This window comes from Sinosporangium album (genome assembly GCF_900100605.1).
GTDB lineage: Bacteria > Actinomycetota > Actinomycetes > Streptosporangiales > Streptosporangiaceae > Sinosporangium > Sinosporangium album.
The window spans coordinates 12684-30165 of sequence record NZ_FNCN01000027.1 but is presented as its reverse complement, the minus strand read 5'-3'; the positions used below and the strand labels follow the sequence as shown (position 1 = coordinate 30165).

The window sequence follows — 17482 nt, the reverse complement described above, 5'->3', positions numbered from 1 at the left end:
CTGGCGGCTCATGCCGTACGGCACAGCCCCCTCGCCGACCCGGCCCGCTGGATCGCCGACGCGGCGGCGGAGTGGCTGGCGGGGGCGGCGGCGCTTCCCGGCGCGGCGTCGCCGTTCGCCCGGCTCAAACTGGACGGCGAGGGCAGCTTCGCGACGCTCCTGCTCCTGGAGACGGCCCCCGCCGGGGACGGCCTGATCGCCTACCGTGCCGCGGCCCTCGGGGACACGTGCGTGTTCGTCGTGCTCGACGGGCGGCCGGTGTCGTTCCCGCTGACGCGTGCCGAGCAGTTCGGGCCGCGGACGTCGCTGGTGCCGACCCTCGACCGGCTCCAGGAGGCGGCCTGCGCGGGATTCGCGGTGACGGAGGGGGTGTGCCGGGCCGACACCCCGGTGTTCCTCGCCACCGACGCCGTGGCCCACTACGCCGTGCGCCGCGCCGAGCACGGCGAGCCCGTGTGGGAGGAGTGGGGCGCCCTGCCGGTCGCCGAGCTGGCGGAGGCCCTCGCCGTACTGCGGGCGGACGGGGCGATCGCGGCGGACGACCTGACGTTGATCCGCAGGGTTCCCCCGGGTGGACGCCCTGCCGCCGGGCGCCCTGCGGGCGGGGTCTCATCGGGCAGGGACTCAGCGCCGACGCATCGCGGCGACGGCCAGGGCGACAGTGGACACCACGAGCAGGGCGAGCCCGGCGACGAGAGGCACGAGGCCGTGCCACGGGTCGACCGGCAGGCCGACCAAGGTGACCAGCTCTCCCCACGCGTAAGGCAGGAATCCGGCGAGAGCACGGGTGTCGACCTGGATGGCGTGCAGGGCGGCTCCGGCGGCGAGCCCGAGAGGCCACAGGACGCGGGTGGCGACCCTGCGGGTCCCGAACGCGGCGCAGAGGGCGATCAGCGGCAACCCGAGGAGCCCGGCGGCGACCCCGCCGAGGTCGGCGGCGGCGGTCAGGTCGACGGTGGAACCGGCCACCGCGACCAGCAGCCCTCCGGCGACGGCGGTGCTCATGACGGCGAGGGGGGCGGCGCGGGACGGGGCGGCGAGGACCGACTCCTGCCGCCGCAGCGCGACATGGGCGGCGACGTAGGCGCCGGACCACAGGACGAGCGGCACGAAGGCGGCTGACAGGACCGCGGGCGACACCTGCCCGCCCTCGTACCACGCCCAGGCGGCCCGCCCCGCCGGGGGCAGCGCGAAGGCGGCCCCCGAGGCGGCGAGTCCCACGCCGAACGCGGTGGCCTGCGTCCGCGCCGCCCCCGGCAGCAGGCAGCCGAGCAGCGCGGCGACGAGCAGCCCGGCGTGCGTGATCAGCATCCCGGCGTCGGGCGTCGGCGTGAACGCCGACCACTGCCACAGCACGGGCTCGACCAGCCCGACGGCCGCCAACCACCACAGGAACGCCGCCGGCACAGGCTGTACGGCAGGGCGCACCCCGGCCCCGCGCCCCCGCCCGCTCCGCCCACCCGGGGTGGCGCGGGTGGGCGGAGCGGTCGCGGTGGCCAACGGCATCGTGTTGACCGGCGCCGCGCTCGGCCCACCGCCGCCCGTCGGAGAGGGGCCGTGCCTCAAGGCGGACGTGCCCGGAGCCGACGACGCGGCCCTGAGCCCGGCAGCCGCCGTGGACGGGCCCGGCCCTGCGGCCCCGGGCGGGGCCGGCCTGCCCGCCGGGGGCGGGCGGGGCGGTCCCGGGGTTTGCGAGGTGCCCGGCGCGGAGCCGTCCGGCCCGCCTTCCCGGCGTTCGGTCAGCCAGCTCGCGTCGTACAGCCGGCTCGCGTCGTACAGTCGGGTCTTCCCGTCCCGCGCGGAACCGTCCGCCGCGCCCGGTCCGGGGCCCCTCCTCCACCTCCTCCTCAGCCTGGCCGACGTGTCCAGGGTCCTCCTCGCGAGGTGCTCCCCTGTCTCCCTCAGCCGGGTGACCGCCTCCCGCACCGCGTCGAGCCCGCCGCCCTCGTGGAGGGCTTTGAGCTGCTTGACGCCTTCCTGCGCCGTACGCCGCAGACCCGCGAGGTCGACGCGGGGCAGGCCCGTCAGGGGCGGCACCTCGGCGACGGACCCGGCGCACGCCCGCACCAGGACGTTCGCGTAGTGCTCCACTTCCCGGTCGCCGCAGGCGAGGAGCTTGGCGACGGCCTGGCTGGCCGCCGGGTCGGCGTAGTCGCGGCGGCCGAGGATCAGCCGGTTGTCCCCGCTCCACAGCGCGGGGTCGTGGGCGACGGCGAGCAGGGACAGGTGGATGACGAGCGCCGAGAACCGGTCGATATCCGGCCCCCAGTCGTCGCGGGTGCGCTTCGGATGCTGGTAGCCCGCCAGGCCGATCTCGGCGGGCGGCACGGCGGCGATGCCTGGCACCCAGATCCCGTCGAGGTCCACCAGCCGCAGCTCGTTCCCGGCCGTGACCAGGACGTTGCCGTGCTGGAGGTCGCCGTGGGCGATGTCGGCGCTCCGCATCCGGGCGACGAGGTCGAACCAGCGGGCCGCCACCGCCTTCAGGCGGAGCGGCTCGGCCAGGTTGTCCTCGATGTAGGTGTCCAGCGGCCGGGCGTCGATCCACGGCATGACGGTCACCGGCCATACCGTGCCTTCGACCTCGATGCCCTGCTCGCACCAGCGGGGGCAGACCAGTTCGGGCACCCGTTCGACCGCCTGCCACTGGCGCAGTGCGGCGAGCCGCGGCGCGACGCCGTGCGGTTCGCGGTGGAAGCACCGCATCGCGTACGACCGGCCGCCCGGCGTCCGCAGTTCGAACACCGAGGCGTATCTCCCCGTCACCGGCCACGCCCTCCCGTCCCGGAGGACCGGCGCCGCCTCCCGCAGCGCCGGGTCGCGGGCGGTGTCGGCGAAGCGCGACACGGCGGCGAGGTAGTCCTTGGGCCTCGGCCAGCGCCGAGGGGTGGTCTGGGCGGTCACGAGCGCGCCCCGAAGATGACACGGCCGGGTTTCTTCTTGCCTCCCGCCTCGGCGTAGGCGCGCAGGCAGTGCAGCACGCGCCCGTCCTCGCCTTCGACGCGCACGTCGCCGGAGGTCCACCCGGCGATCTCATCCATACGGGTGCCGACCGCGTCGAACCTGCGCACGACGGCGCCCGGCACCGTGCGGCGCATGGCGGTGAGTTCGGCCCGCGACGCCTGCCACAGCCGCGACCACCAGCTTTCCTGGGCGGCGAGCGGCAGGTGGACGACGGAGCAGAGGTGTTCGTCGACCTCGACGAGCCGCAGCAGCCGGGCCTCGGGGGCGACGCCGGGCCTGCCGTACGCCTCAAGCCGTTTCAGCAGGCGGCTTCGGAGCATGTCCCGGGTCTGCGGGTCGCTCAGCAGCAGCGGCCGCTCGCCCGCCCCCGACGCCCAGTCGTACAGCTCATGGTCGCGCGCGGCGAGCGCGAGCAGCAGCGAGCCGAGTACAGCGAGGCGGGGCGCGCCGGGCGCCTCGCCGAGGGCGGTCGTCAGCTCGGCCGGCGGGTGGGCGCCGCGTGTCGTCTTGAGACCCACGACGCCCTGTTCCGGCCAGGGGTGGATGAGCGGTTCGGGCTCCGCGAGTGCCGGCGCGGTGTCCCATTGAGCGCCGTCGCCCGGGTCGAGGCCGACGGCTTCATCGCGCCACCGCCTGGCCTCGTGGGCGGGGAGGCGGAGCAGGTCCAGGCAGAACCGCTGCCACGCCGGGCCGGGCCCGGCGGCGGCGGGCCTGCGGCCGAACGCCTCGGCGGTCGCCTTGGCGAACCGCTCCATGAGGTCGAGGCGGGGGTCGGCGGCGGGGGCGGGCTGCGCCCGCGGTCCGGTGTCCACCCGCGCGGGCTGCGGGGTGGGCCGCCGCGCGGGCTCGTGCCGTACCTCCGCCGGCGTTGGCGCGGTCCCCGCGGGGGTGTCCCCCTCCGGCGATTGGCCGGAGGGGGACAGCAGGCGGGCCAGGCGGGCGCCGACCTCGGGGTAGAGGTCGGCGCCCGGGTCGCCGTCCCGGGTGCTCGCGTCGCGCAGGGCGGCGTCGACCAGTTCGAGCCCGGCGCGCAGCCGCCTGGCCAGCTCCGAGCCGGGCACGCCGAGGAGTTCGGCGAGGGGGTCGTTCACTGGAGCCCGCTGAACGGGTGCCGGTTGACCTGCCAGTCCTTGTCGGAATGGTCGGCCACCAGGTAGGAGCGGACCGTGCCGGGGACGTCCTCGACCTCTTTCAGGCTCGCGGCCGTGCGGTACGGCGGTTCGCCGAGATGCAGGCGGAGCTCCCCGGCGTCGTCGAGGGTGACGAAGTGGGCGACGCCGCGCTGGGCGGTGAGCCGTTTGACGGTGCCGAGCGACTCGAAGTTGTCGGAGGATCCGTCCGGCCAGTATTCGAAGGTCCACGCGCCGTTGACCGGTTCGGGGAGCGGACCGAAGATGGCGCCTCTGCGGATGGTCGTGGTCTTTCCATCGCGGATGTGGAAGGTCTCCACGAACAGCGACGGGCCATCGGCGGATTCCTCGAACACGGCGCTTCCGTCGCTCTGCGCGTCGTGCGTGCGGTTGACGACGATGCGGCCCCTGAGCCGGTCGAAGACGTTGCCTTCGCCCGCGGGTTCCGACTGCGTGGCGGTGCCGTACGTGGGGAAGGGCTCGGTGCCGCCGGATCGGCCGCGCAGTCCGTCGAGCAGGGTTCTGCGGCCTGGCTCCTGAGGGGAAGGGGGGCGCCGGACGCCGAGCCGGCCCGCGGGAGGCTCGGTGATCACATAGTGGGGCCGCGGCCCCCGCCACAGGTGCAGTGTGGGCATCAGGCGCTCGTCGAACTCCAGCGCGGTGTGCACCTCGCCGAGTTTGCCCACCCAGACCGAGCGGTCGTGCCGCCAGTCCTCGGGAACGAGCCCTTCCGCGCGTTCCTGCTCCAGGCGCGCGATGTAGTTGAACTGGACCCAGGTAATGGACTCGTCGCGCCGGATCTGGTAGCTCTCGGTCAGCGCCCCGGTGTCCCTGCGGATGCGGGTGTGGTGGCCGTCGCCGAGCAGGTGCATGGCGTCGCCCGCGCTCATGATCGGTTGCTCGGACTTGCCCTGCCCGACGAGTTTGAAATCGCACGGCAGATCGAGGAACAGGTTCTCCACGTCCACGTAGATGATGGTGTCGCCGCGCATGAGCGCGTCGACGGCGTGTTCGGGGTTGTCGTGGCCGAAGGCGCGCAGGTGTTTGGCGAAGCAGGCGCCGACGGAGGTGGCGTGCTTGGCGTACTCCTTCTCGACCGTCACCTCTTTCGGCAGCCTGGCGATGACGAGCATGTCCTGCGCGTCGCGTCCGAACTTGTCGGAGAACACGCTGGTCACCAGCGGCAGCCGGGTGGCGTTGCCGGTGAGGATCAGGCGGTCGAGCGGCTGCCCGCCGAGTCTGTCGTGCGCCAGGGTGGTCGCCAGGGTGCAGACGTCCTTGACGTGTTTGACGGCGAGCATCCGGAACAGCGAGGTGTCGAGGGTGATCGGTCCGAGGGGCGCCTCGCCGTCCTCGGCGGCGTGGATGCGTTCCAGCAGGACGACCAGGTCGTCGACGTCGGATTCGTCGACGGTGTACGCCTGGTCGGGGCGTTCGGCGATGAGCCGTCCGAGCTCGTGCTTGGTCTTCACCGCGAGCTTCCAGAGGCTGTCGAACAGGGCGCGCCTGCGCGGGTCCTCCTTCCACTGGGTGGGGACGACGCGTTCCACCTGGAGATGCCTGGCGCGGGCGTCGGCGGCCTGCCCGGACTGCCACGCCAGCGTCATCGTCGCCTCGACCTGCTTGACGGCGTGGTCGAGCAGGGCGCCCGGCCTGTAGTGCTGCTGGCCGTCCACGAACGGCTCGTCCAGCACTTCCAGGGTCGCCGCGACGGTCGGCCGATCGCTCCAGGCCGACATCAGGCGGTCGGCCAGCACGGTCTTCAGCCAGTGGAAGACCTCCAGGGTCAGGTGGTCGCCGCCGTGCTGGGCGTTTCCGCCCGCTCCGAGGAGCGTCGGGGTGATCCGCCAGTAGCGGCCGGTCCTCCGGCTTCCCTGCTTCGCGCCGGGGAGTTGGGGCGTCTCCTCCCGCAGGTTGAGGGCGAGCAGGGCGATGTCGGTGGTGCCGCCGCCGATGTCCACGACGAGCATGTTGTGCCGCCAGAGGTTGTCACCGATATGGCGGGACCTCGCGCGCAGGGCCTCGATGCCGGTGGCCGGGTCGCCGCCGAGGTCGCGCATCAGGAAGAAGAACGAGGCCGCCACGGCCTCGTCGAAACGCATCTCCACGTCGGACACCCCGAGTTTCTCTCGGGCGATGCGCTCAAGGCCGGCCCGCACGCCCGGCCCGGCCACCGTGGGATAGGTCAGGATCACCTGGTCGGTGCCGCCTTGGCCGAGCCTGTCGGAGGAGCGGCCGATGTAGTCGTCGGTGCGCTGGACGAGGTCCTTGAACGCGGCGGCGATGAGGTCGAGCGCCGACACCACGGTGCCGTCGGAGAGCCTCTGGTCGCCGAACTCGTTGAGCTTCTGCTTCAACCCGAGGAACACGTCGGCGGCGTCCTCGGGCCCTCCGGCCGAGAGGGTGACGACCGAGTCGCCGACGCGCACCTCCAGGGGGCGCCTCCGCTTGACCTCGACCCTGCTGGACAGCTCCTTTCCGCCCCGGGCCGAGTCGAGCGCGACGCGGTGCAGGTCCCAGCGGTCGAGGGCGGGCGCGGCGAAGGCGGCGTCATAGGCGCGGTAGAGGCGAAGCGCCAGCCAGTCGCGGACTTCCTCCTCGCAGTAGATGTAGAGGTCTTCCAGGGCGAGCAGCACGCGGTGGAGGTTGTCGCCTCGGATGCCCTCCTCCCCTCTCAGCAGGGCGCCGAGCCGCTCCCCCAGCCCGTCGGGGGTCTTGTCGATCTCCAGGCGGTCGGCCAGGGCGCCGAGAATGATCTGCCATTCCTCCTCGCCGCCCTTCGGGAGCCCCTTGGGGTGGAGGGTCAGCAGCTCCAGCGTCTTGCGGCGCAGCACCTCGGTCTGCGACGGCGGGAACGCCGACCGGGTGGGGCGCCACCGGTCGAGCAGGGTGACCGTGGACTGGCTGGTCCCGAAGTCCAGCGCGACGTATCCCTGGTGGGCGGGGTCGGGCCGTTTGCGGTTCTCCACCGCTTCCGCGCCCGGGCTGTGCGTGGGAGCGGGGCTGTGGGCGGGAGCGGTGGGGGTCGGGGCGGGCTGGGCCGGATGCGGTGTCGTGTTCGGGGCGGGCGTCGGCGTCAGAGGGTCCGGGGAGAAACGCACGGACATGTCAGTCCTCGCAGAGTGTTGTGCGGGATTGGCCGGGCGGCCCGACGGGCTCGCGTCCTGATAGGTCAACGTGAAGCGCAGCCGCAGGTCGTGCGGTCCGGTGACGTCGTCGGCCGGAAGCACGGCCCCCGGCAGCCGCATTTCACTGCGAACGGCGCCGCCGGGCAGCGCCACGCGCTCCACGGCCGACCGGATGGCCGAGGCGGACTCCATCGTCGACGCCCCCTCGACCGTGACCGTCAGCCATGTCAGCAGCGCGCCGGAGCCGTTCGTCGGCACGGCGAGAAGGGCGGGAAGTTCGAACAGTCCGTCGCGGGGGCGCAGGGTGACGTGGCCGTGCGCGTCCCTCGTGACGGCCTCGGGGTCCTTCGGCGCCGCCTGGTAGATCCTCAACGGCATGGTTACTCGTAGCTCCGCAGCAGGTCGATGAGGTCGGCATAGGGTGAACGGCGTTCGCTGGCGGGCTCCTCCTTGGAGGCCGCCCGGAGCTCGGCCAGTGTGGGGAAGCCGTGCCGGCCGAACTCGGCCTTCACATGGCCGGCGGTGGCGTGCAGCGTGTCCGCCAGCCTGTCGGCCGCCAGGTCCACCAGCGCCGACGTCAGCTCACGGTGGATGCGCCGGATATGGATCTGGTGGCGCATGGCGGCCTTCGTCTTGGCTTGCGAGAACTGCGCGTCGATGTGCCACGGCAGCATGTAGTCCTCGCGCAGCGGGAACCGCTCCTGCGGCTCGGAATCGTCGCCATGGACGGTCACCGGCTCGATCTCCGCGACCCACGGCAGTTCCGCGTACGGCGCCAGCATCGCAAGCGGTTTCGCGAGCTCGGGGTGCTCCACCCCGGCCCGCGCGATCCACGTGCGGGCCTCGGCCATCCGGTCGGTCTGCTCGCGCCGCCACGCCTCCAGCACATCGCGGGCGATCCCATCGATCACCGTGTCGAAGTCGTCGTAGGTCTCCAGGAACCGCTTGCGGAACGGCTCGGTCGTCGCGGCCAACTCGTCGCCGGCCTCCTCGGGCACGATCACCCCTCCCCGCACAGCGGAGAACAGCGGCTCCCACTCAGTCCAGTCGGTCACGGTCCGAGCCACCGCGGCCTCGGTGATCTCGACGAGGGTGCGGCCGTCGCCGTACGGGCGGCGGTTCAGATCGCACAGCTCCTCCTCCACGAGCTGCTTGACCGCGCCGTAGTCACTGCGCAGCTTCACCGCGAGCCGCTGCAGCTCCAGGGCACCCGTCTTGTCCTTCAGCGAGGTCTTCTTGCTGCCGGCCGCCTTCTCCAGGAGATTCGCCACATCCTTGGCCGCCACCGCGGCGGCGGCCACCTGCTTGCCCACCGCCTCGGCGGCGAGCGCCAGGCCGTGCGCGGTGACGTGCGCGCCGATCGCCTCCCGCAGCCGCGCCACGCCGCCGTCGGCGCCGAGCGCCGCCAGCGCGGCGGCCAGCCCCTCGTAGGACGGCAGGTCCTCGCGGAGCAGGTCGGCGATGTGGTCGAGCCGGTACCCCTCGCCGGGGTCGGCGTGATAGTACGCCGAGACCAGGAGCGTCTCGCCGGACCTGCCTCCGGGCTGGGCCTTGCGGCACTGGTTGACCAGGGCCGCCAGCTGCGGCGCCTGCGACTCCAGCGCGGCGGCGGTGAGCGGCCGGGCCGTCTGGCCGAGCCGCAGCGCGTCCTGGGTGATGAGGTCGGCCTTGGTGCCGCAGGCCAGGCGGCCGTGGTCGCGCCGGTTCTGCCCCGACTGGCCGCCGGAGTAGAAGTCCTCGATCATCTGGAAGGGGGCGTGGTCATGGGGAAGGCCCGCGTCGATCGCGACCAGCGACACCGTCACCTCGCGCAGGTCGCGCCGGGCGAGATAGCGGTCCCGCATCCCCGTCTCGTGGTTGCCCGCGCCGGGGAAGTCGTAGATGAGGCCGCCGTCGCCCAGCAGTTCGGCGCCCCAGCTTCCATGCGGCACGTCGACCGTGATCTCGATGTGGTCGACCAGGTCGAACACCGCCTCGGCGGTGCGGGCGGTCAGCCTCTCCCCCCGCCGCACCGGACGCACCGGCGGCGCGGGCAGGTCGTCCGCCTCCTCCACGTGCTCGCGGTTCTTGATGGCCGACACCTCGCGCAGCACCGCGTCGTCCACGGCGACGGCCGCGCCGAGTAGGTCCCGTCCGCTCTCGTAGGCGCCGAGCAGGCGGGAGAACTCTGCGGCGCGGGTGCGCAGGGGGCTGATGTTGAGCCGCCAGGCACGTTCCAGCCACCCGCGCAGCGCGTCGACGTCGGTGGGGTCGAGGGCTTGCAGCCCGGCCGGGTCGAGCCCGGCGGGGGCGCCGAGGTCGTGGAGCATGGCCGCGATGGACCTGGCCATGGACGTGATGCACCGGGTGAGGTCCTCCTGCGAGAGGAAGTGGACCTGGGTGCCTCTCCTCGTGGCCGTGACCGCGTCGCAGGCGTGAAGCCTGAGCACTGTCACGTTCCCGGTGGTGGGGTCCCACTCGCTGGGCAGCAGCGCGGGGTTGCCGAGAAGTGTGCCTATCAGTCGGGACTTGCCGGAGCTGTACCGGCCGATGAGCGCCAGCCGTACGGGCTCCGACACGAGCTTCTGGATCTCGTCGGCGGCGTTCTCCAGGCGCCGGAGTGCGCCGCCCAGGTCCGGAAGCGGTCCGGCGCTCCGGATAGCGCCGAGTAGGTTCCCCACGTTCGCTCCGGCCGCGGCCATCGCCGCGCGATGGTCAAGTGCGGAAGATGCGAGGTTCCCACCCGCTGGTTGTGCCATGCGTACTTTCCTCCCCGCCCACAGGTGGCTGGATTTTTGCGTCGAATAGTACGAAGGACTCGGTTCAACCTTTAATCCTAAATAATGGGGATGGCATCTGGCAGGGGTGTGAGTTTTCTCTTGAGAGGGAGAGCCGCGAGGGACCGCCGCGAGGGACGGCTCCCGCCGCCGGCCTGGGCGGATCTCGGGGTCGGCCTCCGCCCGCCCGCCACCGAATTGCGTTCGGCATGAAAAAGGCCGCGGGAGGCGCACCTCCACGCGGCCAATTTTCTTGATCGGCGATTACGATGGATGGGCTTTTTCGCAGCCCCAGCGGTTCACTCTCGGACTTTCAAGCCTCTTTCTTTACTTCTGTCCGATTATTCAGACCCGCCAGGCGAGCCGACAACACATCGTCGATCTCATGGCGGTGGGGCATCGACGTGCTCGCCCCGTGACGCCGCACCGCCAACGACGCCGCCGCCGAGGCGAAACGCAGCGCCTCGGCGGGCTCGCGCCCCTCGGCGCGGGCCACCGCCAGCGCACCGACGAACGTGTCCCCCGCCGCCGTCGTGTCCACCGCCCGCACCGGCACAGCGGGCTCGTGAAGGCGCGTTCCCGCGCGCGAGCCGTACACCGCGCCCCGGCCCCCCAGCGTGACCACCGCCTCCGGCACCAGGTCGAGCAGCGCCGACAGCGCGTCCTGCGGGTCGGCCGAACCGGTGATGCCGGCGGCCTCGTGCTCGTTCGGCACGATCAGGTCGACGCACTCCAGCAGCTCGGCGGGGAGCTCGACCACGGGGGCCGGCGTCAGCACGACCCGCACCCCCGCCTCCCGGGCCGCGCGGGCGGCGGCGACCACGGCCTCCAGGGGCAGTTCGAGCTGGAGAAGCAGCGCGTCCGCACGCGCCAGCAGCGCGCGGTCGGCGGCGTCCGGACCGGTCAGCATGCCGTTCGCGCCCGGCACCACGATGATCGAGTTGCCCGCCTCGTCGTCCACGACGATGTGCGCCACGCCCGACGGGCCCGGCACGGTGCGCACCCGCTCGACGGAGATCCCGGCACCGGCGAGCGTACGGCGGAGCTCGACACCGAAGGCGTCGTCCCCGACAGCCCCGAGGAAGGCCACCTCGGCACCCGCCCGGGCGGCGGCGATGGCCTGGTTCGCGCCCTTACCGCCGGGGATCGTGTGGAAAGCCCGCCCGGTCACCGTCTCCCCGCGTTTGGGAGCTTTGGCGACGTAGGCCACCACGTCCATGTTCGCACTGCCGTACACCGCTAGCACCGAAGCTCCTCCTCGCTGAAACGCCCAGCGTAGGACGGTGCTCGGCGGAGCCGACACGGGGGGCGAGGAGCACGATGGGCGGAACACGATGAGGTGTGGGGACCGCTGTCCCCACACCTCATGCGTCGGTCTCCGATCGACCTGACTAGTTGTTCGGCGGCGAAAGGTTGACGAACGTGGTGCAGTTACCGGGCCAGGCCGGGTTGCCACCCGTGCCCGGAGTGGGCGTGACGGTGCACTTGCTCTGCTCCACGACACCCGTGTTGGTCAGCACGGTGACGTGGATGTCGTTGCCCATGTTCGACAGGGCCACGCCGACGATCCCGCCGGGGATCCCCGGAACGGTCGCCAGGCTGTGCCAGGTCGGTGACGTCCGAGGGTCACGAATCAGGACCCCGCCGTCGCCCGGAGCCAGGCCGATGAACTTGTTGTTGCCCTGGAAGGCGGTGGAGATGCTCCCCGCCGAAGGTCCGGGAGGACCAGACGGCCCGGGAGGACCGGACGGCCCAGGCGAACCGGAAGGTCCGGGAGGACCGGAAGGTCCGGGAGGACCAGACGGCCCGGGAGGACCAGACGGCCCAGGCGAACCGCTCGCTCCAGGCGGACCGGAAGGTCCAGGAGGACCAGACGGCCCGGGAGGACCAGACGGCCCAGGCGAACCGCTCGCTCCAGGCGGACCAGATGGTCCGGGAGGACCAGACGGCCCAGGAGGACCAGACGGCCCAGGCGAACCGGTAGCTCCAGGCGGACCGGAAGGCCCAGGAGGACCAGACGGCCCAGGCGAACCGGTAGCCCCGGGAGGACCAGAGGGACCGCGCGGACCTCGGGGACCACGTTTGCCACGCTCACCGCGCTCACCAGGCGGGCAGTCGCACTCGCCGTGGTGGTGGCCGACGTGGTGCGGGCAGCAGTGGTGGTCGAACACCACGTGGCCGTGGTGGCCGTCGTGGCCGTCGTCTTCCGGCGACCCAGGTGCGGCCAGGCCCATCGTCCCGTACCGCATGTGGGACATGTCCATCTGCCGCATGGGCGTGTCGCCAGACGCCGCCCCTGTCAGCCCGGAAAGCCCTGCGGTCACGGCCACCGCGAGAAGGCCGACACGTGTGGCCCGGCTCCGGAGCAGCTCCGGCATCCGGATTTTTCGCTGAGGAATCAACCTTTGTCCCCCGTATCACTTGAACGCAAAGAAAGTCGTGCAACTTTCTGCGACACCATGATCATTGGCGCGGAGCGAGAGATACCCCGGCCATTGGTCGACGACTCATGGCGGCGAGTACGGTACGGCAAACAAAAGCTATAAGTCAGAAAAGTCGAATGACATCTTTCTCAACGCCGGCCATCTTCCGCCTCGGCGGAGACATAACATAAAGAGTGAGAATAACCGGAATTTCCGCCAGCCCTGGTCCCCCCGCGCAAACCCACTCCGCGATATCGTCGGCGGCGTCCGCCTGGTTCACCAGCCCCAGCCACACCGGACGCCCTCCGGCGGCCCGGCCGGCGGGCGACGGCCGCACCACGACGACGTTGGCCTGCTCGCACACGCCCAGGCAGTCGGTGACCCGCACGTCGGCCACCTCCGCCAGTCGGCGCACCTGCTCATTGTGATCGAGCCCCGGCACTTTGCGCGCAGTTCCACAGCAACATCCACGGCACACAACAATGCCACTCATCGGCACACAAATCCCATGCCGAAGCGCCTCTTCCCAACACCGACGGGACTCACGACACTCCCTCGAATTCTCGTACGGCCCGCGCCCATATATCGTGGCGCTCCTGAGGACGGACCAGCGCGCAATCCCCGCATTTCGACCCGGTCGGCAGACGGTAATAGAGGCAGCAGCTCCGCCGTACGAAGAACAGATGGCCGGGGGCGCCCTCGATCAGCTCTCCGGAGCCCTTCAAAAAACCGGTTTCCAACAGAGCGCCGCCGAGGGCTGCGGCTTTCGCGAGAAGTTCGGGATGCCGCCGGCCGACGGCGCGGACCGCCTCGGCGACGGTGGAGGCGGCATTGCCCCACAGCAGGCCCGGCGCCAGTTTCACCATGCCCCGCATCGTCTCGGCGATCGGCTCCAGTAGGTCGGTCGCGACCATGCGGTAGAGCGGCTCGGCCGCACCGGCCGGGTCCCCGACCTCCCACGCGGCGAGGCTCTCGGCACGCATGGGCAGGGGGCCGCTTTCCACAGCCCGCCAGTACACGCGCGCGGGAGACAGGTCGATCAGCAGGTCGTGGACCAGCGCCGCCGCGATCGGCGGCGACCACAGGCGGGCGGCGAGCCCCTGGAACATGATCGACGCGGCCACCCGGGTGTCATCCGTGCCCAGGCGCCGCGCCACGGTCGCGATCCGCGCGGCGAGAACACCGGGATCGGGGTAAAGGTCCGCCAGGGGCAGCCATTCCCGGTCGACCGGCCCGATGTCGAAGGCGAAGAAGCCTCCCGCCGCCGACACCTCGGCGACGGCCCGCGCGACCACGGCTTCGTCGGCCAGGATGGCGGGGTCGACCGGCTCCGGCACAGTCACCCTCGCCGACGTGCAGGGGCGGCGCGAAAGCCGTACGAAACCCGACTCCTGACATGCCGCAGCTCCGGCATTCCCGGCATTCCTGGCACGACGGCCACCATCCTCTCTTGGGGAGATCCGCCCCAATTCCAGTGAGGAGGCGACCGCGTGAGTCTCCTGGCTCTCGGGTCCAAGCTCACCTCGGCCTTCCCACCCGCCATGCGGGCAGTGGCCATACGCGAGGTCCGCTCGCCGATCACAGTGGCGGGACCGCACCGGATTCGCACCGGTTTCCTCGTTCCGCCGTCGCCTACGCCGTCCATGCTCGCATACGTTGCATTGCTCGCATAGACGACCATCACTCAGATCGGCGGCCATCCCGCACAGCGGCAGGTCCTGCTGGAGCGCCGGCACCGCCACGGTGATCTGCAGGGCGAGAGCCGGCGGTGCGAGCCGCCATGATTCGTCGTGTCAGCCCTCTCCGATCGCCGCCGCCGACCTGGCTGCCTCGACGCTCTTGCGCAATGCGGTCGCGATCGGCTCGACGGGTGCGGACAGCTGCTGGATCCGGTCCCGGCGCAGACGCGTCTCCCGCCAGGAGGGAACCACCGTCTTGAGCCCGGCCGCCGCGGCCAGCGCCGCCAGAACGCGGACGTCCTCGTCCAGGCGCCCGACCGGCCGGCCGCCGCGGACTGCCCGGCCGACGCGCTCGGCCAGCCTGCGCGACAGGTACGCCTTGCGCAGCGTGATCCGCTCGACCGGGAATAGCAGGATCCGGTGGCGCTCCACGCTGATCATCCGGGCGGCCTCCAGCTCGTCGCGTACGACGCGGACCGCCTTGCCGTTGTCCTCCTGCACCCACCGCTGCCACGGGCGGGGCGGCGAGTTCGAGATCCGCTCCCAGACCACGGCCCGCAGGGAACCAGGCTCGGCGGACGGGGCGGTGCGAGCTCGCGCCTTGCCCGACTCGTCCGCCAGGTTGCCCGCCAGCAGCAGCTCGGCGAGGGTGGCCGCGCGCAGCAGGTAGCCCAGCTCGCCCCGCTGGGTCAGCTTCTCCTTCCGCAGGTCGAAGGCCAGCAGGAAGGCCGATCGGGTCAGTGACTCACCCTGCTTCACTCGCGTCTCCATCCGCCCGCGCCTCTTCTTCTTCCTGATCTGTGTCGTCCCCTGCGCCCTCCTCTGGCGCCTCTGGCGCTTTCCTCGGCCGTCCGCGTGGGCGCATCCGCCCAACCCCGTCAGGCAGGCGCCCGGCCTCGGAGAGAGCCCTGCGCAGCAGGAACTCGATCTGGGAGTTCGTGCTGCGCAGCTCGTCGGACGCCCACCTGGCCAGCGCGTCGTGAACCACCGGGTCAAGCCGCAGCAGGATCTTCTTCCGCTCCACGATGACTAGTGGTAGAGCGTGCCCGTGTTGACCACGGGCTGGCTGTCGCGGTCACCGACCAGCACCACGAGTAGGTTGCTCACCATCGCCGCCTTGCGCTCCTCATCCAGCTCGACCACGTCGTGCTCGGCGAGCTTGGCCAGGGCCATCTCCACCATGCCGACCGCTCCCTCGACGATCCGCTGCCGGGCCGCCACCACCGCGCCCGCCTGCTGGCGGCGCAGCATGGCGTGGGCGATCTCGGGCGCGTACGCCAGATGGATGATGCGGGACTCGATGACCTTCACCCCGGCGGACGACACCCTGGCCGCGATCTCCGTGGACAGCCGCTCGTTGATCTCATCGGCGTTGTCCCGCAGCGAAAGCCTGGGCTCGCCGTGCGCGTCGTACGGATAGCTGCCCGCGATGTGCCGCACGGCCGTCTCCGCCTGGATGGCCACGAACTCCACGAAGTCATCCACCTCGAAGACCGCCTGCGCGGTGTCCTGCACCTGCCAGACCACCACGGTCGCGATCTGGATCGGGTTGCCGTCCGCGTCGTTGACCTTCGTCACGTCCGTCTCGTGGTTGCGGATCCTCGTGGACACCCGCCGACGCGCCGTAACCGGGTTGACCCACTGGAAACCGGGGGTGCGCAGGGTGCCGACGTACCGGCCGAGCAGCTGCACCACCCTGGCCTCGCCCGGCGCCACCGCGGTGAGGCCGAAGGCCGTGAAGGACCCGAGCGTGATCATCAGGACGCTCACGATGACCAGCCACATGCCACCCTGCCCGGCCCCCGAGGCGAGCATGACGATTCCCGTGACGAGCAGCACGATCCCGGCCAGGTTCAGCGCCGTCGCCACCCCCAGCATCACGAACCCGTTGGCCGCCCGCACCGGCCGCTCTCTGGTCTGCGGTGCGGGCATGTCCACGACGGCGGCCTCGAGTACGGCCGCGCCCGATGTGTTGGCCATGGCCCATCCCTTCTACGTGACTTCACGATGCCATCAAAATGATATCACTTTTTCGCGAGGACGCGAGGACCCGCCGGACCGCCTATACACGGGACAGCCCACTCAGATAGACAAATCAGCGACCAGACATCACAGAATGGGCACGCATCGCTGGTGTCCGACCACGAGATTCCGACCGGCGGCGGAGTCAACGACGTCGTGCGGATAGGCGCGACCGTGCGGGTCCGACCGGCCCCTGGTCGCCGTCGGTGCATGACCTACCGCGGCACCTGCGTCACTGCGGTTTCACGGCGACGCCGTCGGTCCACGGGACGACCGGCGACGGGTTCGAGGTTCTTCCTGGTCGAATCCGTGGAGGCCCGGGCGGCGGCGGGGAACGCCGCCTTCGCCGGCCATCTCGAGGCCGGCCACCACATTCACTATCTGGCCGACGCAGAATACGTGGACCGGCAGCGCGACGTGTTCGAGCGTTGTCTGCTCGCGAACCGGTCGCGGGAGTGACGGCGGCGGGTGTCAGGGAAGGTCGACGGGGCGGCCCCGGGTGTGGGCCGAGTCGGTGACGCGGTTGCTTCCCGTGGTGTGCACGAGAATGCGCGTGCGGTCGGCGCGGAAAAGGTCGTGGGAGAACTCGAACGGCCGCTCTTCGGGGTCGCGCGTGGTGCGCGTGATGGCGAGGAGCGGGGCGTTCTCCGCGATGTCGAGCAGGGCCGCCTCGGCGGGCCCGGCGGGGACGGCCTCGATGCGTTCGGTGGCGTCTCCGGGGCTCACGCCGTACGTCGCTTCGAGAAGTTCGTAGATCGAGCCGCCGAGGTGCATATCGAGCAGCCCCGGGAAGCGGAGAGCGGGGAAGCGGGCGTGTTCGAGCGAGATGGGGTGGCCGTCGGCGAGGCGGATGCGGATGATCTCGGTCACGAGGTCGCCGGGGTTGAGGCCGAGGGCGTGGGCGGTGGTCTCGTCGGCGCCGCCGATGGAGGCACCGACGACGCGCGACCCGGCGGTGAAGCCCTGGTCGCGGAGCATGGCGGGGATGCCGACGACCCTGGACAGGTCGCGCTCAAGCTTGGGCCGGGCCACGAAGGTGCCGCCGCCCCGCCCGGGGACCCTGCGCACGGCCCCGCTCTCCTCAAGCAGGCCGAGGGCCTGGCGGAGGGTCGTACGGCTGACGCCGAGGTCATGGGCCAGCTCCCGCTCGGCGCCGAGGCGTTCGCCGGGGTGGAGCGCCCCCGAGGAGATCATCTCCAGGAGGCGCCGGCGCGTGACCGCGACGGCGGTCTCCTCCGAGGCCGGCGCCCGGACCAGCGCGCCGCCCGCGACGTCGGCACCGGCCGGGGACTCGGCGCGGCCCTTGCCCTCGGTGGTGCTCACCGTGCTCGTGCCGCCCGTGGTGTCGTGTGTGCTGTCGCCCGGCAAGCCGTCACCCGC

13 protein-coding genes and 1 riboswitch are annotated in these 17482 nt (G+C 71.8%); of the genes, 1 reads left to right on the top strand and 12 read right to left on the bottom strand.

The features are described 5' to 3' along the window. Positions 1–624: 624 nt before the first annotated feature. The 11 genes from BLQ73_RS23355 to BLQ73_RS23305 form a co-directional block, all read right to left on the bottom strand. Positions 625–2904, bottom strand: a complete 2280-nt coding sequence (locus BLQ73_RS23355) for a phosphotransferase (protein WP_093173367.1) — start codon at positions 2902–2904, stop codon at positions 625–627. Further along, positions 2901–4055 (bottom strand): serine/threonine-protein kinase, encoded by a 1155-nt coding sequence (locus BLQ73_RS23350; protein WP_093173365.1) that lies wholly within the window; start codon positions 4053–4055, stop codon positions 2901–2903. Before BLQ73_RS23350 ends, BLQ73_RS23355 begins: the two co-directional genes overlap by 4 nt. After that, positions 4052–7600, bottom strand: coding sequence for an Hsp70 family protein (locus BLQ73_RS23345; RefSeq protein ID WP_093173362.1), 3549 nt, complete (start codon positions 7598–7600; stop codon positions 4052–4054). Before BLQ73_RS23345 ends, BLQ73_RS23350 begins: the two co-directional genes overlap by 4 nt. A 2-nt stretch (positions 7601–7602) precedes the next feature. Beyond that, entirely contained in the window at positions 7603–9882 is a 2280-nt protein-coding gene (locus tag BLQ73_RS23340) for a P-loop NTPase family protein (protein ID WP_176955619.1), read from the bottom strand. Between the two features lie 409 nt (positions 9883–10291). Continuing rightward, positions 10292–11224, bottom strand: a complete 933-nt coding sequence (gene rbsK / locus BLQ73_RS23335) for a ribokinase (RefSeq protein WP_093173358.1) — start codon at positions 11222–11224, stop codon at positions 10292–10294. Between the two features lie 145 nt (positions 11225–11369). Further along, entirely contained in the window at positions 11370–11537 is a 168-nt protein-coding gene (locus BLQ73_RS33545) for a hypothetical protein (protein ID WP_218125974.1), read from the bottom strand. A 988-nt stretch (positions 11538–12525) separates the two neighbouring features. After that, positions 12526–12843, bottom strand: a complete 318-nt coding sequence (locus tag BLQ73_RS23325; protein WP_245691312.1) for a (2Fe-2S) ferredoxin domain-containing protein — start codon at positions 12841–12843, stop codon at positions 12526–12528. Between the two features lie 100 nt (positions 12844–12943). After that, positions 12944–13738 (bottom strand): (2Fe-2S)-binding protein, encoded by a 795-nt coding sequence (locus BLQ73_RS23320; RefSeq protein WP_093173354.1) that lies wholly within the window; start codon positions 13736–13738, stop codon positions 12944–12946. 135 nt (positions 13739–13873) lie between these two features. Continuing rightward, positions 13874–14056: riboswitch (cobalamin riboswitch) on the bottom strand. A 138-nt stretch (positions 14057–14194) separates the two neighbouring features. Next, entirely contained in the window at positions 14195–14839 is a 645-nt protein-coding gene (locus BLQ73_RS23315; protein WP_176955618.1) for a GPP34 family phosphoprotein, read from the bottom strand. After that, on the bottom strand, positions 14826–15107 hold the full coding sequence (locus BLQ73_RS23310) for a type II toxin-antitoxin system antitoxin (protein ID WP_176955622.1): 282 nt from the start codon (positions 15105–15107) through the stop codon (positions 14826–14828). The genes BLQ73_RS23315 and BLQ73_RS23310 overlap by 14 nt, the downstream gene beginning before the upstream one ends. 2 nt (positions 15108–15109) lie before the next feature. Then, positions 15110–16060, bottom strand: a complete 951-nt coding sequence (locus tag BLQ73_RS23305; RefSeq protein WP_093173348.1) for an SPFH domain-containing protein — start codon at positions 16058–16060, stop codon at positions 15110–15112. 252 nt (positions 16061–16312) lie between these two features. Here BLQ73_RS23305 and BLQ73_RS31610 point away from each other — a divergent pair, with 252 nt between their 5' ends. Next, on the top strand, positions 16313–16561 hold the full coding sequence (locus BLQ73_RS31610; protein WP_143020395.1) for a hypothetical protein: 249 nt from the start codon (positions 16313–16315) through the stop codon (positions 16559–16561). A 12-nt stretch (positions 16562–16573) separates the two neighbouring features. Here BLQ73_RS31610 and BLQ73_RS23300 read toward each other — a convergent pair whose 3' ends face one another. Continuing rightward, positions 16574–17470 carry a GntR family transcriptional regulator gene (locus tag BLQ73_RS23300; RefSeq protein ID WP_218125973.1) on the bottom strand — a complete coding sequence of 299 codons (897 nt, stop codon included), beginning with the start codon at positions 17468–17470 and terminating at the stop codon, positions 16574–16576. Positions 17471–17482 lie beyond the last annotated feature (12 nt).

Bases quoted from the DNA above. Each gene is read 5' to 3' on its own strand.
- BLQ73_RS23345 (WP_093173362.1), bottom strand. From the start codon at position 7,600: ATGCCGTTGAGGATCTACCAGGCGGCGCCGAAGGACCCCGAGGCCGTC.
- BLQ73_RS31610 (WP_143020395.1), top strand. From the start codon at position 16,313: ATGACCTACCGCGGCACCTGCGTCACTGCGGTTTCACGGCGACGCCGT.
- BLQ73_RS23305 (WP_093173348.1), bottom strand. From the start codon at position 16,060: ATGGCCAACACATCGGGCGCGGCCGTACTCGAGGCCGCCGTCGTGGAC.